General features: G+C 62.9%; 24 protein-coding genes. 11 read left to right on the top strand and 13 right to left on the bottom strand.

Annotation, left to right across the window (positions count from 1 at the left end; translation table 11 throughout):
- Positions 1-61 precede the first annotated feature (61 nt).
- From relA to ACF8FG_RS17020, 5 genes are all read right to left on the bottom strand, one after another.
- Positions 62-2,302 carry a GTP diphosphokinase gene (gene relA, locus ACF8FG_RS17040; protein ID WP_019436749.1) on the bottom strand — a complete coding sequence of 747 codons (2,241 nt, stop codon included), beginning with the start codon at positions 2,300-2,302 and terminating at the stop codon, positions 62-64.
- Positions 2,303-2,398: 96 nt separating this feature from the next.
- Positions 2,399-3,757 (bottom strand): 23S rRNA (uracil(1939)-C(5))-methyltransferase RlmD, encoded by a 1,359-nt coding sequence (gene rlmD / locus ACF8FG_RS17035; protein WP_014592109.1) that lies wholly within the window; start codon positions 3,755-3,757, stop codon positions 2,399-2,401.
- Complete coding sequence (cysM, locus tag ACF8FG_RS17030; RefSeq protein WP_014592110.1) at positions 3,758-4,657, bottom strand: cysteine synthase CysM; 900 nt, start codon at positions 4,655-4,657, stop codon at positions 3,758-3,760.
- 141 nt (positions 4,658-4,798) lie between these two features.
- On the bottom strand, positions 4,799-6,190 hold the full coding sequence (locus tag ACF8FG_RS17025) for a cell wall metabolism sensor histidine kinase WalK (RefSeq protein WP_014592111.1): 1,392 nt from the start codon (positions 6,188-6,190) through the stop codon (positions 4,799-4,801).
- Between the two features lie 3 nt (positions 6,191-6,193).
- Positions 6,194-6,913, bottom strand: a complete 720-nt coding sequence (locus ACF8FG_RS17020; RefSeq protein WP_019436936.1) for a response regulator transcription factor — start codon at positions 6,911-6,913, stop codon at positions 6,194-6,196.
- Positions 6,914-7,105: 192 nt separating this feature from the next.
- Between ACF8FG_RS17020 and ACF8FG_RS17015 the strand changes: the two genes are divergently transcribed.
- The 4 genes from ACF8FG_RS17015 to ACF8FG_RS17000 all read left to right on the top strand — a co-directional run bounded on the left by ACF8FG_RS17015 (position 7,106) and on the right by ACF8FG_RS17000 (position 11,795).
- A complete protein-coding gene (locus ACF8FG_RS17015; RefSeq protein WP_135198673.1) occupies positions 7,106-9,859 on the top strand; it encodes a response regulator in 2,754 nt (917 codons plus the stop codon).
- A 76-nt stretch (positions 9,860-9,935) separates the two neighbouring features.
- A complete protein-coding gene (locus tag ACF8FG_RS17010; RefSeq protein WP_070384244.1) occupies positions 9,936-10,925 on the top strand; it encodes a 2-hydroxyacid dehydrogenase in 990 nt (329 codons plus the stop codon).
- A 31-nt stretch (positions 10,926-10,956) separates the two neighbouring features.
- Positions 10,957-11,394, top strand: coding sequence for a hypothetical protein (locus tag ACF8FG_RS17005; protein WP_014592115.1), 438 nt, complete (start codon positions 10,957-10,959; stop codon positions 11,392-11,394).
- Positions 11,391-11,795, top strand: coding sequence for an META domain-containing protein (locus tag ACF8FG_RS17000; RefSeq protein WP_318078163.1), 405 nt, complete (start codon positions 11,391-11,393; stop codon positions 11,793-11,795). The genes ACF8FG_RS17005 and ACF8FG_RS17000 overlap by 4 nt, the downstream gene beginning before the upstream one ends.
- Before the next feature lie 117 nt (positions 11,796-11,912).
- Here ACF8FG_RS17000 and ACF8FG_RS16995 read toward each other — a convergent pair whose 3' ends face one another.
- Positions 11,913-12,377 (bottom strand): peroxiredoxin family protein, encoded by a 465-nt coding sequence (locus tag ACF8FG_RS16995; protein ID WP_010952706.1) that lies wholly within the window; start codon positions 12,375-12,377, stop codon positions 11,913-11,915.
- A gap of 85 nt (positions 12,378-12,462) precedes the next feature.
- On the opposite strand from ACF8FG_RS16995, the gene arsC reads away from it, so the two are divergent.
- From arsC to ACF8FG_RS16980, 3 genes are read left to right on the top strand one after another with little or no spacing between them, the layout of a single operon-like run.
- Entirely contained in the window at positions 12,463-12,816 is a 354-nt protein-coding gene (arsC, locus tag ACF8FG_RS16990; protein WP_014592117.1) for an arsenate reductase (glutaredoxin), read from the top strand.
- A complete protein-coding gene (gene wrbA, locus ACF8FG_RS16985) occupies positions 12,813-13,418 on the top strand; it encodes an NAD(P)H:quinone oxidoreductase (protein WP_014592118.1) in 606 nt (201 codons plus the stop codon). Before arsC ends, wrbA begins: the two co-directional genes overlap by 4 nt.
- Positions 13,411-13,824, top strand: coding sequence for a DUF2069 domain-containing protein (locus ACF8FG_RS16980; protein WP_076403634.1), 414 nt, complete (start codon positions 13,411-13,413; stop codon positions 13,822-13,824). Before wrbA ends, ACF8FG_RS16980 begins: the two co-directional genes overlap by 8 nt.
- A gap of 103 nt (positions 13,825-13,927) precedes the next feature.
- Here the strand turns inward: ACF8FG_RS16980 and ACF8FG_RS16975 are convergent, their stop codons facing one another.
- Entirely contained in the window at positions 13,928-14,599 is a 672-nt protein-coding gene (locus tag ACF8FG_RS16975; protein ID WP_014592120.1) for a DNA-3-methyladenine glycosylase I, read from the bottom strand.
- A gap of 4 nt (positions 14,600-14,603) precedes the next feature.
- On the bottom strand, positions 14,604-15,428 hold the full coding sequence (gene ttcA, locus ACF8FG_RS16970; RefSeq protein WP_014592121.1) for a tRNA 2-thiocytidine(32) synthetase TtcA: 825 nt from the start codon (positions 15,426-15,428) through the stop codon (positions 14,604-14,606).
- A 263-nt stretch (positions 15,429-15,691) separates the two neighbouring features.
- Between ttcA and ACF8FG_RS16965 the strand changes: the two genes are divergently transcribed.
- Positions 15,692-16,291, top strand: coding sequence for a Yip1 family protein (locus ACF8FG_RS16965; protein WP_003252385.1), 600 nt, complete (start codon positions 15,692-15,694; stop codon positions 16,289-16,291).
- Between the two features lie 131 nt (positions 16,292-16,422).
- Positions 16,423-16,917: a SprT family zinc-dependent metalloprotease gene (locus ACF8FG_RS16960; protein ID WP_003252383.1), complete on the top strand. Its 495-nt coding sequence runs from the start codon at positions 16,423-16,425 to the stop codon at positions 16,915-16,917.
- Positions 16,918-17,103: 186 nt separating this feature from the next.
- Here the strand turns inward: ACF8FG_RS16960 and fpr are convergent, their stop codons facing one another.
- Complete coding sequence (gene fpr, locus ACF8FG_RS16955; protein ID WP_003252381.1) at positions 17,104-17,883, bottom strand: ferredoxin-NADP reductase; 780 nt, start codon at positions 17,881-17,883, stop codon at positions 17,104-17,106.
- A 117-nt stretch (positions 17,884-18,000) separates the two neighbouring features.
- Between fpr and finR the strand changes: the two genes are divergently transcribed.
- A complete protein-coding gene (finR, locus tag ACF8FG_RS16950; protein WP_003252379.1) occupies positions 18,001-18,927 on the top strand; it encodes a LysR family transcriptional regulator FinR in 927 nt (308 codons plus the stop codon).
- Here finR and ACF8FG_RS16945 read toward each other — a convergent pair.
- The 3 genes from ACF8FG_RS16945 to ACF8FG_RS16935 all read right to left on the bottom strand — a co-directional run bounded on the left by ACF8FG_RS16945 (position 18,924) and on the right by ACF8FG_RS16935 (position 20,903).
- Positions 18,924-19,289, bottom strand: a complete 366-nt coding sequence (locus ACF8FG_RS16945) for a diacylglycerol kinase (protein WP_010952700.1) — start codon at positions 19,287-19,289, stop codon at positions 18,924-18,926. The genes finR and ACF8FG_RS16945 overlap by 4 nt on opposite strands.
- 73 nt (positions 19,290-19,362) lie before the next feature.
- Complete coding sequence (gene erdR, locus ACF8FG_RS16940; protein ID WP_010952699.1) at positions 19,363-20,013, bottom strand: response regulator transcription factor ErdR; 651 nt, start codon at positions 20,011-20,013, stop codon at positions 19,363-19,365.
- Between the two features lie 179 nt (positions 20,014-20,192).
- The gene (locus tag ACF8FG_RS16935) at positions 20,193-20,903 is read right to left on the bottom strand and encodes a tRNA-uridine aminocarboxypropyltransferase (RefSeq protein ID WP_004574842.1); all 711 of its coding nucleotides are present in this window, start codon (positions 20,901-20,903) and stop codon (positions 20,193-20,195) included.
- A gap of 216 nt (positions 20,904-21,119) precedes the next feature.
- Here ACF8FG_RS16935 and ACF8FG_RS16930 point away from each other — a divergent pair, with 216 nt between their 5' ends.
- The gene (locus tag ACF8FG_RS16930; protein WP_003252372.1) at positions 21,120-21,539 is read left to right on the top strand and encodes a quorum-sensing-regulated virulence factor family protein; all 420 of its coding nucleotides are present in this window, start codon (positions 21,120-21,122) and stop codon (positions 21,537-21,539) included.
- A 14-nt stretch (positions 21,540-21,553) separates the two neighbouring features.
- Here the strand turns inward: ACF8FG_RS16930 and ACF8FG_RS16925 are convergent, their stop codons facing one another.
- The gene (locus ACF8FG_RS16925) at positions 21,554-21,763 is read right to left on the bottom strand and encodes a hypothetical protein (RefSeq protein ID WP_012053470.1); all 210 of its coding nucleotides are present in this window, start codon (positions 21,761-21,763) and stop codon (positions 21,554-21,556) included.
- Positions 21,764-21,915 lie beyond the last annotated feature (152 nt).

Raw genomic sequence — 21,915 nt, 5'->3', positions numbered from 1 at the left:
CTTTCGAAATCTGCACCTTACCTGTAGGAGCGGGTTTACCCGCGAAGCAGACGCCCCGGTCTCAAGGGGTACGATTACGCCGCGTCTCGATGATGTTCGGCAACTGCGAGATCCGCCCCAGCAGGCGCCCCAGCGCGTCCAGGCCTGGAATCTCGATGGTCAGCGACATCAGCGCGGTGTTGTCTTCCTTGTTCGAACGGGTGTTCACCGCCAGCACGTTGATCTTCTCGTTCAGCAGCACCTGCGACACATCGCGCAGCAACCCCGGGCGGTCGTAGGCACGGATGACGATGTCGACCGGGTAGGTCTGCACCGGGATCGGCCCCCAGCTCACCTGGATCATGCGCTCTGGCTCCTTGCCCGCCAGCTGCAATACCGAGGCGCAGTCCTGGCGATGAATGCTCACGCCCCGGCCCTGGGTGATGTAACCGACAATGGCATCGCCCGGTAGCGGCTGGCAGCAGCCGGCCATCTGTGTCAGCAGGTTGCCGACCCCCTGGATCTGAATGTCGCCACGCTTGCCGGTACGCGGCCCGGTAGGCTTGCGCGGCACCAGTTCGATCTGCTCGATACGCTCGGGCTCAAGCAACTGCTGGGCAGCGTTGACCAGATGAGCCAGGCGCAAGTCGCCAGCACCGAGCGCGGCAAACATGTCCTCGGCGGTCTTGACGTTGGTCTTCTCGGCCAGGCGTTCGAAATCAACCTGCGGCAGGCCCAGACGACTGAGCTCGCGCTCAAGCAAGGTCTTGCCGGCAGCAACGTTCTGGTCGCGGGCCTGCAATTTGAACCAGTGGACGATCTTGGCCCGCGCCCGCGAGGTGGTCACGTAGCCCAGGTTGGAGTTCAACCAGTCGCGGCTGGGGTTGCCGTGCTTGCTGGTGATGATCTCCACCTGCTCGCCAGTCTGCAGGCTGTAGTTCAGCGGCACGATACGGCCGTTGATCTTCGCGCCGCGGCAGTTGTGGCCGATCTCGGTATGCACGCGGTAGGCAAAGTCCAGTGGCGTGGCGCCTTTGGGCAGGTCGATGGCGTGGCCGTCGGGGGTGAACACATAAACCCGGTCAGGCTCGATGTCGACCCGCAACTGCTCGGCCAGGCCACCGATGTCGCCCAGCTCTTCGTGCCATTCCAGCACCTGGCGCAACCAGGAAATCTTCTCTTCGTAGTGGTTGGAGCTGGGCTTGACGTCGGTGCCCTTGTAGCGCCAGTGGGCGCATACGCCAAGTTCGGCCTCTTCGTGCATGCCGTGGGTGCGGATCTGCACCTCCAGCACCTTACCCTCGGGGCCGATTACCGCAGTGTGCAACGAGCGGTAGCCGTTCTCCTTGGGGTTGGCGATGTAGTCGTCGAACTCCTTGGGAATATGCCGCCACAAGGTGTGCACGATGCCCAGCGCGGTGTAGCAGTCGCGGATTTCCGGCACCAGCACGCGTACCGCACGCACGTCATAGATCTGGCTGAACTCCAGGCCTTTGCGCTGCATCTTGCGCCAGATCGAATAGATATGTTTCGCCCGACCGCTGATGTCGGCATTTACGCCAGTGGCGAGCAACTCGTTCTGCAACTGGTTCATCACGTCGCTGATGAAGCGCTCGCGGTCCAGCCGCCGCTCATGCAACAGCTTGGCGATCTGCTTGTACTGGTCGGGCTCCAGATAGCGGAAGGACAGGTCTTCCAGCTCCCACTTGATGTGACCGATACCCAGGCGGTGCGCGAGCGGCGCGTAGATGTCGAACACTTCACGCGCGACACGCAGGCGTTTCTCGTCATCGGCGGACTTGACCGCCCGGATTGCGCACGTGCGTTCGGCCAGCTTGATCAGCGCCACACGCACGTCGTCGACCATGGCCACCAGCATCTTGCGCAGGTTCTCGACCTGCGCCTGTGAGCCCAGCACCAGCGACTGTCGTGGGCTGAGGCTGGCACTGATGGCGGCCATGCGCAGCACGCCGTCGATCAGCTTGGACACCACCGGGCCAAAACGCTGGCTGACCTCGGCGAGGGTGACCTTGCCCTCGCGCACCGAGCGGTAGATGACCGCAGCCACCAGAGAGTCCTGGTCGAGCTTGAGGTCAGCCAGAATTTCGGCGATTTCCAGGCCTGCCTGGAAGCTGGACGTGCCATCCGCCCAGGAATGCTTGGCCGGGTTGCCCTTTTTCTCTACCTCAAGAGCAAACTCGCAGGCTTCTTTCAGCGCTGCGCGATCCAGTGCCGAATCGACGCTTACCACATGGTCCAACCATGCTTCGAGATTGATACTGCCGTCGGTGTTGACCGGCTGGTGCACTCTCACCTGTACCATCTTTGTTTTACCTTTCCATGCAGCACACCATACCGGTGTGCTGGCGATCACCGTGCGGCCGCCCTTCCGTGGCAACCGCACCAAGGGGCCAGTCAGCTAGCCCGCTTCGAATAACGCCATGGCCTCGACATGCGCCGTCTGAGGAAACATGTCGAGAATCCCGGCCCTTTTTAACCGGTACCCCTGGCCGACCAGCACTTGGGCGTCTCTCGCCAGCGTGGCCGGGTTGCACGATACGTAGACCAGCCTGCTGGCCTTGAGGCGGGCGATGCCTTGCACCACCTCGAAAGCACCGTCGCGCGGTGGATCCAAGAGTACCGCAGAAAAGCCCTCGGCGGCCCATCCGGTGCCTGCCAAAGGCTGCGATAAATCGGCCTGAAAAAACCGTGCGTTATGCACATTGTTGTTCCGGGCATTGGCCGCGGCCCGATCGACCATGGCCTGTACACCTTCCACTGCCACCACTTCACGCGCCTGGCGGGCCAGCGGCAGGGCAAAGTTGCCCAGACCGCAGAACAAGTCCAGCACACGCTCGTCGGCTTGTGGCGCGAGCCAGGCCAGGGCCTGCTCGATCATCGCCGTATTGACCTGGGCATTCACCTGCACGAAATCGCCCGGGCGCCAGGCCAGCTCCAGCTGCCAGGGTGCCAGGGCAAAGCCCAACTGCGCCGCTGGGTCCACTGGCGCCGGCTCACCCTCGCCTTGCAGCCACAGCTGGGCGTTGGCCTGCTCGCAGAACGCTTGCAGCCTGGCTTGGTCCTCCGCCGGCAATGGCGCGACGTGGCGCACCAGAACCGCCTCGGCGGTGCCACTGAACAGCTCTACATGGCCCAGCGCCTGCGGCTTGCTCAACGAACGCAGCACAGTCGGCAAGTGGCGCAAAATGGACTGCAAGGGTTGTACCAGCACTGCACAATCGTCGATGGCAATGATGTCCTGGCTGGCTTCGGCGCGCAAACCCACCTCCAGCTGACGCGCCTTGACGTCCCAGCGCACGGCCACACGGGCGCGGCGCCGGTAGCCGAATTCCGGCCCGCTCAGGGGGGCGGCCCACGCCTCGGGTTGCACACCGGCCACCCGCTGCAGCTGCTCGGCGAGGGTGCGCTGCTTCAGCGCCAGTTGCGCGTCGTGCGGCAGGTGCTGCAGGTTGCAGCCACCGCAGCGGTCGTAGTAGCGACACGGCGCCTCGCGGCGCTCGGGGCCGGCCTGCAGCAACCGCTCCAGGCGGGCCTCGACCACTTTGCCACGGGCGTTGAGCACCCGCGCCTCCACGGCCTCACCGGCCAAGGCGCCGCTGACGAACCAGGTACGCCCGTCGAGGAAGGCGATGCCACGGCCGTCACCGGCCAGGCGCTCGATGTCCAGGCGCTGCTTCTTGCCCACTGGGACCTGCGGGGTGCGATTGCCGCCGGCCGGCTGGAAGCGCAGGCCGCTGTTGCTTTTTTTCTTGGACATTTAGCGTGGATCAAACAGGCCGGTGGACAGATAACGGTCGCCGCGGTCGCAAATGATCGCGACCATTACGGCATTTTCCACTTCGCGGGACAGACGCAACATGGCCGCGACCGCACCACCAGAAGACACGCCGCAGAAAATGCCCTCTTCACGCGCAAGGCGACGGGTGGTGTCTTCGGCTTCCTGCTGCGACATGTCGACCACGCGGTCGACGCGGGTGGCGTCGAAGATTTTCGGCAGGTATTCCTCGGGCCAGCGGCGAATGCCCGGAATAGCCGAGCCTTCCATCGGTTGCAGGCCGATGATCTGCACCGCGGGGTTTTGTTCCTTGAGGTACTGCGAGCAGCCCATGATGGTACCAGTGGTCCCCATGGAGCTGACGAAATGGGTAATGGTGCCCTGAGTCTGCTGCCAGATTTCCGGGCCGGTGCTGTTGTAGTGGGCGATCGGGTTGTCGCCGTTGGCGAACTGGTCGAGCACCAGGCCACGGCCTTCGGCCTGCAGCTTCTCGGCCAGGTCACGGGCGCCCTCCATACCCTCCTCCTTGGTCACCAGGATCAGCTCGGCGCCATAGGCCGTCATGGCGGCCTTGCGCTCGGCGGTGGAGTTGTCGGGCATGATCAGGATCATCTTGTAGCCCTTGATCGCCGCCGCCATCGCCAGGGCGATGCCGGTGTTGCCGGAGGTGGCTTCGATCAGGGTATCGCCTGGCTTGATCTGGCCCCGCAGTTCGGCGCGAGCGATCATCGACAGCGCCGGGCGGTCTTTCACCGAGCCGGCAGGATTGTTACCTTCGAGCTTGAGCAGGAGGGTATTGCTGGTGTCGCCAGCGATGCGCTGCAGGCGAACCAGTGGCGTATTGCCGACGCAATCGGCGATGGTTGGGTACTGCAAGGTCATGGCGTATTTCGCAATCCGGACGGCGGGGGTGCCTATCATACCGGCAAACCCTTCGCGGCCATATCACGCAATCTGTAGTGCATATAGCTACAAGCTATAACGGTGTGACATGTGCTGGCCTCTTCGCGGGTAAACCCGCTCCTACGGGGATTCGCTAGCCTGTAGGAGCGGGTTTACCCGCGAAGCGGCCGGCACATGCAACGGCAACCTCATCCACAAGCGCAACCCGCGTTTGCCATTCTGCGCCCACAAGGTGCCGCCCTGGCGCTGGATGGCACTGCGGGCGATGCTCAGCCCCAGGCCGAAGCCACCATCCCCGGGCCGCGAACCGTCCAACCGCGAGAACGGCGCGAAGATCCGTTCCAGGTCTTCTTCAGCGACACCGCCACCCTCATCCTCAAGCCACAACCACCAATAGCTACCCTCCCGCTGCCCACCCAACCGCACCACCCCCTCGGCCGGCGAGTGGCGAATGGCATTGCGCAAGATGTTCTCCAGCGCCTGAGCCAGGTGGTTGAGGTTGCCCTGCACCCAGCAGTCGGCCGGTACTTCGCAGCGCAGTTGCGCAGGCGACCAGCCGCTCTCGTAGCTGGCATTTTCGGCCAGCAACTCCCACAAGGCGTGGACCTCGATCGGCTCAAGGTTCATCGGCGCACGCTCGGCGTCCTGCCAGGCCAGTTGCAGGGTGTCTTCGACCAGTTGCTGCATGCAGTCCACTTCACGGATCAGGCGGTCACGCAAACGCTGCAGGTCGGTTTCACCATCGCAGGCCACCCGCAACCGGCTCAGCGGCGTACGCATTTCGTGGGACAGGTCGCGCAGCAACTGCTGCTGCATGGCTACCGTGCCTTGCAGCCGCTCGGCCATCTGGTCAAAGGCACGCGCCAGTTCGCCCAGCTCGTCATGCCGGGCGATGGTGCGCGAGTCCAGCCGGGCCGACAACTGATCGGCCCGCCAGGCATTGGCCTGCTCGCGAAGTTGATTCAGCGGCACGATCAGCATGCGGTACAGGCCTACACACAACAGCAAGGTGAACAGCCCCGGGATGATGCCGTTGGTGACAATGCGCCACAGCAAGCGGTGCTGCCCCGGATTGAAGCGCTGCGGCAGTTCGATCACCAGCATGCCCTGCTCCGGCGCCCCCGGGAACGGTATGCGCACCCACGGCTGGTCGACGCTGCGCCGGCTCATCGGCCAATCGACACCGCGCAGGCGTGTCAGACGCTGCATGATCTGTGGGTTGAGGGTGGCGCTGTCGAGCGGGCGCAGGTTGATGTCGAGCACGCCGACCCAGCCCCGTTCGCGCTGATGCATGGCCGCCACCCACTGGTCCAGCCCTGACCGCCCGCCACTGCGCCAGGCCTGCTCAGCTTCGGCGGCATAACCCCGCAAGGTCTGCCGTGCCGGCTCCGAGAGGAAGGCATTCTGGGTTTCCATGTGCCGGCCCCAGGTATAACTGAGGCCGATCATCAGCAGGCAGAAGCCCACCAGCAAGATGGCCAGCTTCCAGAACAGCGAATGGCGGTCGAGCATGGTTCACTCCGCCTCGCTGGCACTGAGCACGTAACCCTTGCCCCACACGGTGCGGATCTGCCGTTCGTGATAACCGATACCCTTGAGCTTGCGACGGATCTGGCTGACGTGCATGTCCAGGCTGCGGTCATGCCGTGAATAGCCGCGCTGCAACACGTGCTGGTACAGGAATGGCTTGCTGAGGACTTCGTCGAGGTTGCGGTTGAGGATGTCCAGCAGGCGGTATTCGCTGGGGGTCAGGCCTGCCAGACGGCTATTCAGGCGCACGTCACACAGCCCCTCATCGAACTGCAGCTCGCCGCAGCCGGCTTGCTCCAGCGGGCCCTGATGCCGCCGCTCCAGGGCCACGCGGCGCAGAATCGCCTCGATGCGCACCTGCAACTCGGCCATGCTGAATGGCTTGGGCAGGTAATCGTCGGCACCGCGCTGAAAGCCGCTGATACGATCCGCCTCGGCCCCCAGCGCCGACATCATGATCACCGGGGTGGCGCTGTGCCTGCGCAACTGCGCCAAGGCGTCCAACCCATCAAGCCCGGGCAGCAGGATGTCCATGAGCACCACATCGAAAGCCTGGCGGCCAGCTGTTTCCAGGCCCTCCAGGCCATTGCGGCACCAGGTGACCTGGCAGCCGCCACGCTGCAGCTCTTCCTGCAGATAGGCGCCAAGCACCGGGTCGTCCTCGATGGCAAGGATGGTGGTGTTGTAAATAGATACAGGATTCATTGGCAACTGCCATGCATTCTCAATTACGTAATTATTGAGCATTCGCCACCTGCCAGGCAACCGCACTGCAACCAATGCCCGGCAACGGCGCATAACACGTACTAAAGAGATGCAATGGTGCGGCAGGCGGAGTAACTTCGCGGCTTGGCCGTTACCACTTGACGGCATCCAGGCACATCAGAGGAGGCGAGTGTGCTCGATCGCTTGGGAATCCGCAGCCGGGTACTGCTGCTGGCACTGCTACCGGCCGGCTTGATGGCCCTGGTGCTGGGTAGCTATTTCACCTGGCTGCAACAGAACGACCTGCGCACCCAGCTGCTGCAGCGCGGCAAGATGATCGCCGAACAACTGGCGCCCCTGGCCGCACCCGCCATGGCCCGGCTCGCGCCTGCGCAACTGGAGAGAATTGCCGCACAAACCCTGGAGCAGGCCGATGTGCGCGCAGTGGCGTTTCTGGCCCCGGACCGCACGCGCCTGGCCCACGCCGGCCCAAGCATGCTCAACCTGCCCCCCAGCGGCGGTACCGGCACCCAACTCCTGCAGCGCAGTGGCAACGACGCCACCCGCTACCTGATGCCAGTGTTCGGCCACCACCGCGACCTGGCCACCGACGCCGTGCCGGCCGAAGCCGAGCGCCTGCTGGGCTGGGTAGAGATCGAACTGTCGCACGACGGTACGCTGCTGCGCGGCTACCGCAACCTGTTCACCAGCCTGTTGCTGATCCTCGCCTGCCTGGCACTCAGCGGCCTGTTGGCGCTGCGCATGAGCCGCACCATCAACGACCCCATCGAACGCATCAAGCACGCGGTCAATCAGCTCAAGGATGGCCACCTCGAAGAACGCCTGCCGACCATGGGCAGCCATGAGCTGGACGAACTGGCCCATGGCATCAACCGCATGGCCGAAACCCTGCAGAACGCCCACGAAGAACTGCAACACAGCATCGACCAGGCCACCGAAGACGTGCGCCAGAACCTGGAAACCATCGAAATCCAGAACATCGAGTTGGACATGGCGCGCAAAGAGGCCCTTGAGGCCAGCCGCATCAAGTCGGAGTTCCTGGCCAACATGAGCCACGAAATCCGCACCCCGCTCAACGGCATCCTCGGCTTTACCCACCTGCTGCAAAAAAGCGAGATGACACCGCGCCAGCTCGACTACCTGAACACCATCGAGAAGTCTGCTGACAACCTGCTGGGAATCATCAACGAGATCCTCGATTTCTCCAAGATCGAGGCCGGCAAGCTGGTGCTCGACAGCATACCGTTCAACCTGCGGGACCTGATCCAGGACACCCTGACCATCCTCGCTCCGGCCGCCCACGCCAAGCAGCTGGAATTGCTGAGCCTGATCTACCGCGACACGCCTGCTTCGCTGGTGGGCGACCCGTTGCGGCTCAAGCAGATCCTCACCAACCTGGTCAGCAACGCCATCAAGTTCACCCGCGAAGGCACCATCGTCGTACGCGCCATGCTGGAAGACGAGCACGAAGACTGCGCGCAGTTGCGCATCAGCGTGCAGGACACCGGCATCGGCCTGTCACCACAGGATGTGCGCACACTGTTCCAGGCCTTCAGCCAGGCTGACAACTCACTGGCCCGCCAGCCCGGTGGCACCGGTCTGGGGCTGGTGATTTCCAAGCGCCTGATCGAACAGATGGGCGGCGAGATCGGCGTCGACAGTACCCCAGGCGAAGGTTCGCAGTTCTGGATCAGCCTCAACCTGCCCAAGGCTCATGACGATGCCGAAGCGCTGCCACCGCAGCCATTGCTGGGCCGCCGTGCCGCCATTGTCGATGGCCACGAACTGGCGCGCCAGGCACTGGAGCACCAGCTGGAAGACTGCGGCCTCAGCGTGAGCCTGTTCGCCACCTACGACCAGTTGCTGCAGGGGGTGCAGGCCGCCAGCCAGGCCGGCCTGCCCTTCGAGTTCGCGGTGCTCGGGGCCAACCTGGGTAACCTGTCGCCCGAGCAACTGGGCCATTATCATCAGCAGCTCGAGCGTTACCACTGCCAATGCGTGGTGCTATGCCCGACCACCGAGCAGGCGCTGTACCACCCGTACCTGCCCAACGGCCATGGCCAGTTGCTGTCCAAGCCGACCTGCACCCGCAAGCTGCGGCGCCTCTTGCTGGAGCTGGTACAACCTCGCCGTCCGCTGGCCGAGGTGAGCAACGCCAACGGCCAGCGACGACCGAAAATACTCTGCGTCGACGACAATGCCGCCAACCTGCTGCTGGTAAAAACCCTGCTCGAAGACTTGGGTGCCGAGGTACTGGCCGTCAACAATGGTTATGCGGCGGTACAGGCCGTGCAGGACGAGTTGTTCGACCTGGTGCTGATGGATGTGCAGATGCCCGGCATGGACGGCCGCGCCTGTACTGAACAGATCCGCCTGTGGGAAAACACCCAGAGCGGCAACCCGCTGCCGATCGTCGCCCTCACTGCCCATGCAATGGCCAACGAAAAACGCGCGTTGTTGCACAGCGGCATGGACGACTACCTGACCAAACCGATCAGCGAACGGCAACTGGCCCAGGTGGTGATGAAGTGGACCGGCCTGAGCCTGGGCACACCCCAGCAGGCGCAGACCGAGCTGCTGACCAACGGCGACGAACTGAAGGTACTCGACCCCGAAGAGGGCCTGCGCCTGGCCGCTGGCAAGGCAGATCTGGCGGCTGACATGCTGAGTATGCTGCTGGCCTCGCTGGATGCAGACCGCGAAGCCATACGTGCCGCCCGCGCAGCCGATGACCGCAATGGCCTGATCGAGCAGGTACACCGTCTGAACGGTGCCTCACGCTATTGCGGCGTGCCGCAGTTAAGGGCAGCGTGCCAACGCAGCGAGACCTTGCTGAAGCAGGACAACCCCCAGGCGCAGCAGGCTCTGGATGAACTGGACAGCGCGATCAGCCGGCTGGCGGCACAGGCCAGATTGAGCGCTTGAGGGGATCTGGGCCACGCTGGGTATGCCTTGACAGGCAGCTACCCACCCAAGACATGCATTGCAAAGGAGTTCGACCATGCGCGCCCTGTTGTTCAGCAGCCAGCACTACGATCAGGAAAGCTTCACCAAGGCTGCCAGCGGCACCCCCTTGGAGCTGCATTTCCAGCCCGCCCGCCTGACCCTCGACACCGCCGCCCTGGCAGATGGCTTTGAGGTGGTCTGCGCCTTCATCAATGACGAACTCGACGCGCCGGTGCTGCAGCGCCTGGCTGCAGCCGGCACGCGGTTGATCGCCCTGCGCTCGGCCGGCTACAACCACGTCGACCTGGCCGCCGCACAGCGCTTGGGGCTGGCCGTGGTGCGGGTGCCGGCCTACTCGCCACACGCCGTTGCCGAGCACGCCGTGGCGCTCATCCTGGCACTCAACCGGCGCCTGCATCGGGCCTATAACCGCACCCGCGAAGGTGACTTCACCCTGCACGGGCTGACCGGCTTCGACCTGCACGGCAAAACCGTCGGGGTGGTCGGTACCGGCCAGATCGGGGCCGCCTTCGCTCGCATCATGGCCGGTTTCGGCTGCCAGCTACTGGCGTACGACCCCTACCCCAACCCAGAGCTGCTGGCCCTTGGCGCCCGCTATATGCCCCTGCCCGAGCTGTTGCGCGAAGCCCGCATCATCAGCCTGCACTGCCCACTGACCGAGCACACTCGCCACCTGATCAACGCGCAAAGCCTGGCCCAGTTGCAGCCCGGCGCCATGCTGATCAACACCGGTCGCGGTGCGCTGGTCGACACACCGGCGCTGATCGACGCACTGAAAAGCGGCCAGCTTGGCTACCTGGGCCTGGACGTCTACGAGGAAGAAGCCCAACTGTTCTTCGAGGACCGCTCTGACCTGCCCTTGCAAGACGATGTGCTGGCTCGGCTGCTGACCTTCCCCAACGTGATCATCACCGCTCACCAGGCTTTCCTCACCCGCGAGGCGCTGGATGCCATTGCCGCAACCACACTGGACAACATCAACCGCTGGGCGGCAGGCAATCCACAGAACCTGGTGATGGGTTAATGCTAGGATACGCGGCATTTCTGGAGGACCCATGGTCGAACACGATTTTCGCTACACCCTTTTCAACCCGCAACACACCCTGATCGAGTGCCGCGCTTTGGTGCCGGGCCGCTATCAGGTCACGGGCAACGGCGGTTCGATGCAAAAAGGCGACAGCCTGCTGGTCACGCTCAAGGGCAGCAAGGATTTGTCCATGCGACTGACCGTGGAAAGCGTGCGCCACCTGATCAACCCACGCGGCCAGTGGGTGGCTGTGGCGAGCGGCCCGGTGTTCAACGAGCTGGAAATCCTCACTTGGCAGGTCGAGTGCGATCGCTGCGATGCGGTGCTGGGCTTCGAGTTCGCAGTAGACGCCAAGCTCGGCAAGGCAGCTCGTCAACCGGCTGCCAGCGCCCGTATCGCAGAGCTGGGCTGGGCCAGCCGTGGCGAAAAACACCTGTGCCCGCGTTGCCAGGAGAGCGCCGAGTGAAGAATCTGCTGACCGGCGTGCTGATTGCAACCGGCCTGCTCGGCTGCGCCACGGAACCTTCCAGGCTGCAGCAGGAACGCAGCTACGTGCTGGAGTGGATTGGTGAACGACCACTGATCGACTACAGCCACCTGACCTTGACCCTGGCCAGCGACGGCCGAGCCTATGGCAACGGCGGCTGCAACCACTGGTTTGCGCCTTACACGCTCGATGGCGAGCACCTGAGCTTCGGCAAGGTCGGCAGGACCCGCAAGCTGTGCGCACCCGCGCTGATGGAACAGGAAAAACGCTTCCTGCAGGCGCTGGAAACAGTAGAGCGTTGGGATGTGTCACCGGTGGGGCAGATGCGCTTCTGGCCAGCCGAAGGCAAGCCGCTGCGCTTCTGGCCCGAGGAAGGCTGAGGATTGCCGGGGCCGCTTTGCGGCCCTTCGCGGGCGCGCCCGCTCCCACAGTTTGTCGCGTCCCCCCTGTGGGAGCGGGCCTGCCCGCGAAGGGCCGCGAAAGCGGCCCCGAATGCATCAGGCGCCTTTCAGGGCCTTGATCTTGGCCTGCAACCCTTCCAGGGTCTGCTCGCCCATCAACTGCTCACGCACCTTGCCCTTGTCGTCGATGATGTAGGTCACCGGCAACGCCTCGCTGCGCGGCAGGTCATAGCGCTCGGCCGGGTCCTGGGCAAGCACGGTGAAACCGATACCCAGGGTTTCGGCAGCCTGCTTCAGGTCCTGCCCCTGCAGGCCATCGAAGTTCACCCCCACCACCTTGACGCCATCAGCCGCCCATTGCTTGGCCGCCGCGTTCAGTTCCGGGATTTCGGTACGGCACGGTCCGCACCATTCAGCCCAGTAGTTGAGCACCAGCCAGTGCCCTTCGATCTGTTCGGCCTTAACCGTATTACCGTGTTGGTCCACGCCGTAATCGGCACCGCAACCACCGAGCAACAGGCTCGCGGTGATGGCCAGTACTGCTGCCAGACGCCTTGCCATGGGTCAATCCTTCTCGAGTTTTAAAGCAAATTGGTCAGTCGCTGCGGTTAGAATAGCCGCCACACCCAGCTGGATGCGACCCGACATGACTGATCTCACGCTCTATCATAACCCGCGCTGCTCGAAATCCCGCGGCGCCCTGGAACTGCTCGAAGCCCGCGGCCTGGCCCCGACCATCGTGCGCTACCTGGAAACCCCGCCCGACGCGGACACCCTCAAGGCCCTGCTCGGCAAGCTGGGCATCGCCCCGCGTCAGTTGCTGCGCAGCGGCGAGGACGAATACAAAGCGCTGAACCTGGCCGACCCGGCACTGACCGACGCGCAACTGATCGAGGCCATGGCCCAGCACCCCAAACTGATCGAGCGGCCGATCCTGGTTGCCGGTGACAAGGCCGTGGTCGGTCGTCCGCCGGAAAAGGTGCTGGAGATCCTGCCGTGAGCGCGCCCTACATCCTGGTGCTGTATTACAGCCGCCATGGCGCGACCAGCGAAATGGCCCGGCACATCGCCCGCGGTATCGAGCTGGCCGGCATGGAGGCGCGTCTGCGCACGGTGCCGGCTATTTCCACCGAATGCGAAGCGGTGGCCCCGGATATTCCGGCCAGTGGCGCGCTGTACGCCACCCTTGATGACCTGCGCCACTGCGCTGGCCTGGTACTGGGCAGCCCGACCCGGTTCGGCAACATGGCAGCGCCACTCAAGTATTTCCTCGATGGCACCAGCAGCCTTTGGCTAGGTGGTGAGCTGGTCGGCAAGCCGGCTGGCGTGTTCACCTCCACCGCCAGCCTGCACGGCGGCCAGGAAACCACCCTGCTGTCGATGATGCTGCCGTTGATGCACCACGGCATGCTGGTGATGGGCCTGCCCTACAGCGAGTCGGCACTGCTCGAGACCCGTGGTGGCGGCACGCCTTATGGCGCCAGCCACCACGCAGGCGCCGATGGCAAGCGCGAACTCGACCCACACGAAATCACCCTGTGCCGCGCCCTGGGCCAACGCCTGGCGACCACGGCCAAGGCCCTGGAGGCGGCGCGTGGCTAGAAAGCCCAAGGCATTGCCGCCGCTCCAATGGCTGGTACCACGCCTGCGCCTGACGCGGGTATTGAGCCTGGCATGCTTCTTCGGCCTGATCGCCCTGCTGGTGGTAAACAACCTGTGGTTCGCCAACCTGCATGGGGCCAGGGTCGAGGTGATCCTGGCGATCGAGCTGGTGCCGTTGCTGTTGCTGCTGCCAGGCATGCTGAAAGGCAGCGCCCGGGCGCATGCCTGGACCTGCTTCGTGGTGAATATCTATTTCATCAAGGGCGTGCTGGCGGCGTTCGACCCTGCGCGGGCGGTATTCGGCTGGCTTGAAGTGCTAGTGAGCCTGGGGCTGTTCATTGCCGGGTTACTGTACGTGCGCTGGAAGTTCCAGCATGAGCGGCGCATGGCGGGCGAAGGCAGTTAGATTTTTCGCGGGCATGCCCGCTGCCACAGGAATCGCACCGCACTCAAGGCCTGTTCGGTACCTGTGGGAGCGGGCGTGCCCGCGAATGGAAGCAACACAAGACTCAATGGTTGACGGTATGCGCCAGCATCACCGACAACTGGCACAGCGGCCGCCCGCTCTCTGCATGCCACTGGTTGAACGCCTGCTGCACCAGAGCCAGGTCGCGCTGGCTGGTGGGCTGCTTGTCGATCACCTTCTGCGCAATCAACGCCGCTGCCATGTCATCGGTCGGGATGAACGTGTCTTTGCCGACCATGCGCAAGAACCGTGGCGCCGACAACCCGCCCAACTGGTTGCCGTGCTTGGCCAGGTACTTCCACAAGCCGACAATGTCGGTCACTGGCCAGTCGGCGATGAATGCTCCAAAACTGCCATGCACCTTGGCGATATCCAGCAACATTTGCGCATTGCGCGGCACGCTCTTGAGCTTGCCCAGGTGGCGGATAATGCGCTCATCCTGCATCAACCGCTCCAGATGCTCGGCGCCCATCAGCACCACTTTCTCCGGGTCGAAGCCAAAGAACACCTGCTCGAACGCCGGCCACTTGGCATCCACCAGGCTGTGCTTGAGCCCCGCGCGGAACACGCGCAGGGCCAGTGTCGACAGGTAGCGGTCGTCACTGATGTCACGCAGTTGCGCCGGCGTGCGCGGCTGCGGCAGGAAAGCCTCCAGCGCCTGGGCCGAACCAAAGCGGTTCAGGCAGTACTCATGCAACCACTGGTAATCGCGCATGGGCTCAGATGTTCAGCACGTCGAGGAAACGCGGGGTAGCGTTTTCGTCGATCTTCAGGCTGGTGAAGTCAAACAGGTTCCGGTCGGCCAGCTGCGACGGTGCCACGTTCTGCAGGGCACGGAAGATGCTCTCGGTACGGCCCGGGTGCTTGCGTTCCCACTCCACCAGCATGTCCTTGACCACCTGACGCTGCAGGTTTTCCTGCGAGCCGCACAGGTTGCACGGGATGATCGGAAATTCCTTCATGTCCGAGTAGGCCTGGATGTCCTTCTCGCTGCAGTAGGCCAGCGGGCGGATCACCACGTTGCGGCCATCGTCGGCGCGCAGCTTCGGCGGCATGCCCTTGAGCGCGCCGTTGAAGAACATGTTGAGGAAGAAGGTTTCGACGATGTCGTCGCGGTGGTGTCCCAGCGCCATCTTGGTAGCGCCGATTTCGTCAGCGAAGGTGTACAGGGTACCGCGGCGCAGGCGCGAACACAGCGAGCAAGTCGTCTTGCCTTCGGGTACCAGTTCCTTTACCACCGAGTACGTATCCTTCTCGACGATGTGGTACTCGACCCCCAGTTCCTTGAGGTAAGCCGGCAATACGTGCTCAGGGAAGCCCGGCTGTTTCTGGTCCATGTTCACCGCAACGATCTCGAACGTGATCGGTGCCACCTTCTGCAGGTGCAACAGAACGTCGAGCATGGTGTAGCTGTCCTTGCCGCCGGACAGGCAGACCATGACCTTGTCGCCATCCTCGATCATGTTGTAGTCGGTGATGGCTTCGCCAGCGAGACGACGCAGGCGTTTTTGCAGTTTGTTCTGGTTGACCGAGAGGGTGCCCATAGCGCTTGGATCCGCGAGGTGTGACAAAAGCCGGCTATTTTACGCACAAACGCGACGCCGCTGTAGGCATTCCGATAAAGACTTCATTGTAATCAACAGCACGGCTTACAGCGCAATTTGCTCTAAAAAGCGCGGTTTATGTAGGTAACGGCTTCCTATACTGCGACATAAGGCCACATTACCGCTTGCATCGGTGTTAGGGCCTCGGGCCGCTTACGCTCCATATTGGGGGGCGTTTGGCAACATTGAGAGGAGTGATCGGCATGATTCATCACGTTGTGGGGCTGTTTACCCATCCCGATCAGGAATGGCGGGAGATTCGTGGCGAAGAAGAAACCATCAGCCACATGTACCTGACACACACCCTGATCCTCGCGGCGATTCCGGCCGTTTCGGCGTTTATCGGCACTACCCAGGTGGGCTGGGTGATCGGTGACAGGCCAGCAGTGATGCTGACCATGGAAAGCGCAATCTGGATGAGCATCATGTCCTACCTGGCCATGCTCGCCGGGGTGGCGGTAATGGGCGCGTTCATCCACTGGATGGCCCGCACCTACGATGCCAACCCGTCCATGGCGCAATGCATCGCTTTTGCCACCTACACCGCCACCCCCTTGTTCATCGGCGGCCTGGCGGCGCTCTACCCGCACCTGTGGCTGGGCATGCTGATCGGCACTGCCGCCATCTGCTACACGGTGTACCTGCTGTATGTCGGCTTGCCGACGTTCATGAACATACCGTCGGATGAAGGCTTCCTGTTCTCCAGCTCGGTGCTGGCAGTGGGCTTGGTGGTACTGGTGGCTATCATGGCCGCTACCGTGATTATCTGGGGACTGGGCGTGGGGCCCGTCTACACCAACTAGAACAGACCGAACCAACACTGGGGCATCAACCAGGGGCCGCCGCAAGGCGGCCTCTGGCTGTGCGCTGACCGGTGACTCGGCAAGCCACCTGCGCTTGCGGCATAATGCCTGGTCAGGAGAACCGCCCCGCCATGCCCGAGCAGCTCAAACAACGCGTCGAAACCTGTTACCAGCAAGCCGAAGCCTTTTTCAAACGCCGCTTCCCGCGCCCCGAAGTCAGCTTCAAACTGCGCGGGCAAAAAGCCGGCGTCGCCCACCTGCACGAGAATCTGCTGCGCTTCAACCTGCAGCTCTACCGCGAAAACCAGGAAGACTTCCTGCGCCAGACCGTGGCCCATGAAGTGGCACACCTGGTTGCCCACCAGCTGTTTGGCGACCGCATCCAGGCCCATGGTGAAGAGTGGCAGTTGATCATGCGCGGGGTGTATGAACTGCCGCCCAATCGTTGCCACAACTATGACGTGCAACGGCGCGCAGTGACCCGCTACATCTACCGCTGCCCGTGCCCGCAAAGCGACTTCCCGTTTACCGCGCAGCGGCACAAGCTGGTGCACCAAGGGCGGCGATACCTGTGCAAGCGGTGCCGGGAAATCCTGGTGTACAGCGGCGAGACGCGGGTCGAATAGATCGGGGGTCGCCTGCACCGGCCCTTTCGCGGGCAAGCCCGCTCCTACAGGTGCAGCGCATGTCTCGAGAATTGCACGCCCCCCGTAGGAGCGGGTTTACCCGCGAAAGGGCCAGAACAGGCAATGCACAAATCCCAGGCATAAGAAAGGCGACCCGAAGGTCGCCTTCCTCTATCCGCCTGCGCCTTACTTCTCGACGAAGGCACGCTCGATCAGGTAGTCACCCGGCTCGCGCATGCGCGGGGAGATCTTCAGGCCGAAGCTGTCCAGCACTTCGCTGGTCTCGTCGAGCATGCTCGGGCTGCCGCAGATCATCGCGCGGTCGTCTTGCGGGTTGATCGGCGGCAGGCCGATGTCGCTGAACAGCTTGCCGCTGCGCATCAGGTCGGTCAGACGGCCCTGGTTTTCGAACGGCTCGCGGGTCACGGTCGGGTAGTAGATCAGCTTGTCGCGAACCGACTCACCGAAGAACTCGTTCTGCGGCAGGTGCTCGGTGATGAACTCGCGGTAGGCCACTTCGTTCACGTAGCGCACACCGTGCACCAGGATCACTTTTTCAAAGCGCTCGTAGGTTTCCGGGTCCTGGATGACGCTCATGAACGGCGCCAGGCCAGTGCCGGTGCTCAGCAGGTACAGGTGCTTGCCAGGATTCAGGTCGTCGAGTACCAGGGTGCCGGTAGGCTTCTTGCTGATAATGATCTCATCGCCTTCCTTCAGGTGCTGCAGCTGCGAGGTCAGCGGGCCGTCCGGCACCTTGATGCTGAAGAATTCAAGGTGCTCTTCCCAGTTTGGCGAAGCGATGGAGTAGGCACGCATGAGCGGACGGCCGTTGTCCTGCTGCAGGCCGATCATCACGAACTGACCGTTCTCGAAGCGCAGGCCCGGGTCGCGGGTGCACTTGAAGCTGAACAGGGTGTCGTTCCAGTGGTGCACACTGAGGACACGTTCGTGGTTCATGTTGCTCATCGATGGGGCTCCTGAAGAAAAACGCGCGCGTAAAGCGCACAGTTGCGCAATAGTTTAGGGGCAGCGACAATATCTGTTAACTGGATTATCAAGATATGTGTTATCGGTTATATCGATATGCGATTCACACTCCGTCAAATGCAAGTCTTCGTCGCCGTCGCCCAGCACCAAAGCGTCTCTCGGGCCGCCAGCCTGTTGGCGCTGTCGCAGTCGGCCGCCAGTACCTCTATCACGGAACTGGAGCGGCAATCGAGCTGCCAGCTGTTCGACCGTGCCGGCAAACGCCTGGCCCTCAATGCCCTGGGCCATCAATTGCTGCCACAAGCAGTAGCCCTGCTTGACCAGGCCAAGGAAATCGAAGACCTGCTCAACGGCAAATCCGGTTTCGGCTCGCTGGCGGTCGGCGCCACGCTCACCATCGGCAACTACCTGGCCACCCTGCTGATCGGCAACTACATGCAGACACACCCGGAAAGCCAGGTAAAACTGCATGTTCAAAATACTGCGCATATCGTGCAACAGGTCGCGCACTACGAAATTGATCTGGGTCTAATCGAAGGTGACTGCAATCACCCCGACCTGGAAGTTCAGCCGTGGGTCGAGGACGAACTGGTGGTGTTCTGTGCGCCACAGCACCCACTGGCGAAACTGGGCCGCGCCGATATCGAAAGCCTTTCGCAGGAGGCGTGGATCCTGCGCGAACAAGGCTCAGGCACGCGCCTGACCTTCGACCAGGCCATGCGCCATCACCGCGCCAACCTCAATATTCGCCTGGAGCTGGAGCACACCGAAGCGATCAAGCGCGCGGTGGAGTCGGGCCTGGGCATCGGTTGCATTTCACGCCTGGCCCTGCGTGACGCCTTCCGCCGTGGCAGCCTGGTACCTGTGGAAACACCGGAGCTGGACCTGCTGCGCCAGTTCTACTTCATCTGGCACAAACAGAAGTACCAGACCTCGGCCATGCGTGAATTTCTCGAGCTATGTCGCAACTTCACTGCCGGCTTTACCCGCAGTGACGAGATCGTGCTGCCACCGATCGCTTAAAGCAGGATCACACCCCACACCAGCGCCACCATGGTCAGGGCCACCAGCTGTGCGGCGCTGCCCATGTCCTTGGCATTTTTCGACAACGGGTGGCGCTCCAGCGAAATGCGATCGATGGCCGCCTCCACCGCCGAGTTGAACAGCTCGACGATCAGCCCCAGCAGGCAGACGGCGATCATGATGGCCCGCTCGGCGCGGCTGACCGGCAGCCAGAAGGCGATCGGGATCAGCAGCACGTTGAGCAGCACCAGCTGGCGGAATGCGGCCTCGCCCTTGAAGGCGGCACGCAGGCCGTCCAGCGAGTAGCCAGCGGCGTTGAAGATGCGTTTGAGGCCGGTCTGGCCCTTGAATGGCGATGTCATCTGAGTCACTTCACAGCAGAAAGGCCAGCAGACTAGACCGGCTCGGGTCAAAAAAGCGTGAAGCCACACGCAGTCAGTTGCTGGCAACCGATTCAAGTTGTTGCAGCAGCAGTGCAGCCTGGGTCCGGGTACGCACGCCCAGTTTACGGAAGATCGCGGTCACGTGGGCCTTGATGGTCGCTTCCGACACGCTCAGCTCATAGGCGATCTGCTTGTTCAGCAAGCCTTCGCAGACCATGGTCAGTACGCGGAACTGCTGCGGCGTGAGGCTGGCCAAGCCTTCGCTGGCGGCCTTGGCCTCGGCCGAAACATCGACCTTTTCGAACGCCTGCGGCGGCCACCAGACCTCGCCATCAAGCACCTTGCGCACCGCATCCTGGATCACTTCCAGGGTGCTGGACTTGGGAATGAAACCACTGGCGCCGAACTCGCGGGACTTGACCACCACGGCGGCCTCTTCCTGCGCCGAAACCATCACCACGGGGATCTGCGGGTACTGCCCGCGGAGCAGCACCAGACCGGAAAAACCGTAGGCACCCGGCATGTTCAAGTCCAGCAGCACCAGGTCCCAGTCGGCTTTTTCGCTCAGGCGGGTTTCCAGTTCGGCAATGCTTGCGACTTCGACCAGACGCACATCGGAGCCAAGCCCGAGGGTAACGGCCTGGCGCAGGGCGCCACGGAACAGTGGGTGGTCATCGGCAATCAGGATTTCGTATGTGGCCATCGATCTAAGGATCCTGTTCTGTGCCAGGCACTCGAGTGGAAGGGAAGCGCCCGGCGGGGAATCGGCGCCAAGGAGGCCGAGCACGGTCAAGGGTGATCAAGCCAATCGCCCTGCCGTCTCGCCCGCCCTGGCTGCCAGCTCCGTCATTATGAACCAAAGCAGGGGTTGTGCCCCTTGGACTATAGGAAGGTATGCAAACGCTGGTGGGTGTCGTCCTGCTCGTCAAGCGGCAGCCGCCGCTTGCCGCTCAGGTAATGCAGGCTGAACACATCCAGATAGGCATCCAGCGCCTGCGAAGCCTGGCTATCGCCAGCAAGGTCCAGGCACATGGCCGCAACTTCTGCCGTACAGAAATGATCATCGCGCTTGGAGCGCCGCAGGCGGTAGCGCGACATCTGCTCGGCTTGCAGGCTCAACACCGGGAAGCGGTCCAGGTACGGGCTTTTGCGGAACATCTTGCGCGCTTCGGTCCAGGTGGCATCCAGCAGGATGAACAATGGACGCTTGCCCGGCTCACGCACCACCTCGCTGACCACCCGCTCCTGGGCAACGAACTCGCCCGGAAAAACGATATAGGGCTGCCAGCGCGGGTCATCGAGCAAGGCCAGCAGGCGCTCGTCAACCGCAGTACGCAACCAGCCGAAGGCCCAGGTGTCTTCAATCAGGTCAGCAATCAACCAGCCGGTGTTGGTGGGTTTCAGCGGCTCGGTGTCGTGCATCAGCAGGCACACACCTGCGTCAGCCTGCACCCTAGGCTTCCAGGCACACAGGCAATGGGTGGCGATGACCCGGCAATCCGGGCAACGCTCGGCACGCGAGCCACGGGCGATGAAAGGCTTGTTGCTGCGGGCCAGGCGTTCGGCGCGCAGACGCGCTACCGCATGGCTCATGCCGGCAGGCCTCTGGACAGATTGAAAATGGGCACAAGGATGACTCGGAGAAAACAAGGCGGCCAGTCTACCAGAACAGGTGGCAATTGCTGTGCAGCCGGCAATGCGCTCCTTATAATCGGGTTTCTACCGTGCCGGTCCTCGCCACGCGCAATTTTACGGAACGCCGTTGACCCGCGCATGTCAAAGCGCCAGTCATCGAACCAGGAGAGATTCATGCTGCGCCTTATCGCCCCCGCCCTGAGCCTGCTGCTCGCCCTGCCTCTGGCAGCCCAGGCGGCATCCAAGCAGGATTACGACCTGAACACCCTGCTGCAGAAGGTCGCCAAAGAGAGCAGCGTCGGCACCCCACGCGCAATCAACGAGGACATTCTCGATCAGGGTTACACCGTTGAAGGCAAGGCACTGGTCAACCATCTGAGCGTACGCCAGAGCCACGCAGCGCGCATGCAGGCCAACCCTGAGCAGGTGCGCAGCCAGCTCGGCGACAGCGTGTGCCGCAACAACGGCTTTCGCAACCTGATGTCCAAGGGCGCCGTCATGGTCTACCGCTTCACGGTCTACAAGACCAACCAGCCAGTCATGGACCAGGCCTTCGACAACGCCAGCTGCGTGGCCGGCAACAAGAAGAAGTAAGCACAGCGTCAACGCTACGCCTTTTCGTCCTCATGAGCGCGCCAGCGCCCTTCAACGGCATCGGCGCGCATCTCCGCCAACAGCGCCTGCAAGTATCGCGACCGACACTCCAGCCCCGACAGCCTGCGGCGGCACTCGGCTTCAAGGCTCAGGTGATGCACCTGGGCCGCGTTCTCCAGCTGCTGGTAGAGCTGCCAGTCCACTTCGATGACCAAGCGATGCATACCGCCACCTCCTGCATCGACACGTTTCACTCTACCAGTTAACCAAACCCGTGCTGCCGATGGCCGCAGGCCGACAGGCGGCTGCGCCGAACACCTCGGCACGATCGGGCGCAAGGGTCTAGATTGAGGTCAGAGGTATTGGTGCAGAAGGA

It is taken from the genome of Pseudomonas sp. YQ_6 (assembly GCF_043103245.1).
Taxonomy (GTDB): Bacteria; Pseudomonadota; Gammaproteobacteria; order Pseudomonadales; family Pseudomonadaceae; genus Aquipseudomonas; species Aquipseudomonas alloputida.
The sequence above is the reverse complement of the archived record's forward strand: the minus strand, read 5'-3'. Positions and strand labels throughout refer to the sequence as shown.

Excerpts from the sequence above, each read along its gene's own strand:
- ACF8FG_RS17005 (WP_014592115.1), top strand. The coding sequence starts at position 10,957 with ATGGTCGAACACGATTTTCGCTACACCCTTTTCAACCCGCAACACACC.
- rlmD (WP_014592109.1), bottom strand. The coding sequence starts at position 3,757 with ATGTCCAAGAAAAAAAGCAACAGCGGCCTGCGCTTCCAGCCGGCCGGC.
- ACF8FG_RS16995 (WP_010952706.1), bottom strand. The coding sequence starts at position 12,377 with ATGGCAAGGCGTCTGGCAGCAGTACTGGCCATCACCGCGAGCCTGTTG.
- finR (WP_003252379.1), top strand. The coding sequence starts at position 18,001 with ATGCGATTCACACTCCGTCAAATGCAAGTCTTCGTCGCCGTCGCCCAG.
- ACF8FG_RS16960 (WP_003252383.1), top strand. The coding sequence starts at position 16,423 with ATGCCCGAGCAGCTCAAACAACGCGTCGAAACCTGTTACCAGCAAGCC.
- fpr (WP_003252381.1), bottom strand. The coding sequence starts at position 17,883 with ATGAGCAACATGAACCACGAACGTGTCCTCAGTGTGCACCACTGGAAC.
- ACF8FG_RS16945 (WP_010952700.1), bottom strand. The coding sequence starts at position 19,289 with ATGACATCGCCATTCAAGGGCCAGACCGGCCTCAAACGCATCTTCAAC.
- ACF8FG_RS17010 (WP_070384244.1), top strand. The coding sequence starts at position 9,936 with ATGCGCGCCCTGTTGTTCAGCAGCCAGCACTACGATCAGGAAAGCTTC.
- ACF8FG_RS16975 (WP_014592120.1), bottom strand. The coding sequence starts at position 14,599 with ATGCGCGATTACCAGTGGTTGCATGAGTACTGCCTGAACCGCTTTGGT.
- ACF8FG_RS16930 (WP_003252372.1), top strand. The coding sequence starts at position 21,120 with ATGCTGCGCCTTATCGCCCCCGCCCTGAGCCTGCTGCTCGCCCTGCCT.
- ACF8FG_RS16925 (WP_012053470.1), bottom strand. The coding sequence starts at position 21,763 with ATGCATCGCTTGGTCATCGAAGTGGACTGGCAGCTCTACCAGCAGCTG.
- ACF8FG_RS16935 (WP_004574842.1), bottom strand. The coding sequence starts at position 20,903 with ATGAGCCATGCGGTAGCGCGTCTGCGCGCCGAACGCCTGGCCCGCAGC.
- arsC (WP_014592117.1), top strand. The coding sequence starts at position 12,463 with ATGACTGATCTCACGCTCTATCATAACCCGCGCTGCTCGAAATCCCGC.
- cysM (WP_014592110.1), bottom strand. The coding sequence starts at position 4,657 with ATGACCTTGCAGTACCCAACCATCGCCGATTGCGTCGGCAATACGCCA.
- ACF8FG_RS17020 (WP_019436936.1), bottom strand. The coding sequence starts at position 6,913 with ATGAATCCTGTATCTATTTACAACACCACCATCCTTGCCATCGAGGAC.
- ACF8FG_RS16965 (WP_003252385.1), top strand. The coding sequence starts at position 15,692 with ATGATTCATCACGTTGTGGGGCTGTTTACCCATCCCGATCAGGAATGG.
- erdR (WP_010952699.1), bottom strand. The coding sequence starts at position 20,013 with ATGGCCACATACGAAATCCTGATTGCCGATGACCACCCACTGTTCCGT.
- ACF8FG_RS17025 (WP_014592111.1), bottom strand. The coding sequence starts at position 6,190 with ATGCTCGACCGCCATTCGCTGTTCTGGAAGCTGGCCATCTTGCTGGTG.
- relA (WP_019436749.1), bottom strand. The coding sequence starts at position 2,302 with ATGGTACAGGTGAGAGTGCACCAGCCGGTCAACACCGACGGCAGTATC.
- ttcA (WP_014592121.1), bottom strand. The coding sequence starts at position 15,428 with ATGGGCACCCTCTCGGTCAACCAGAACAAACTGCAAAAACGCCTGCGT.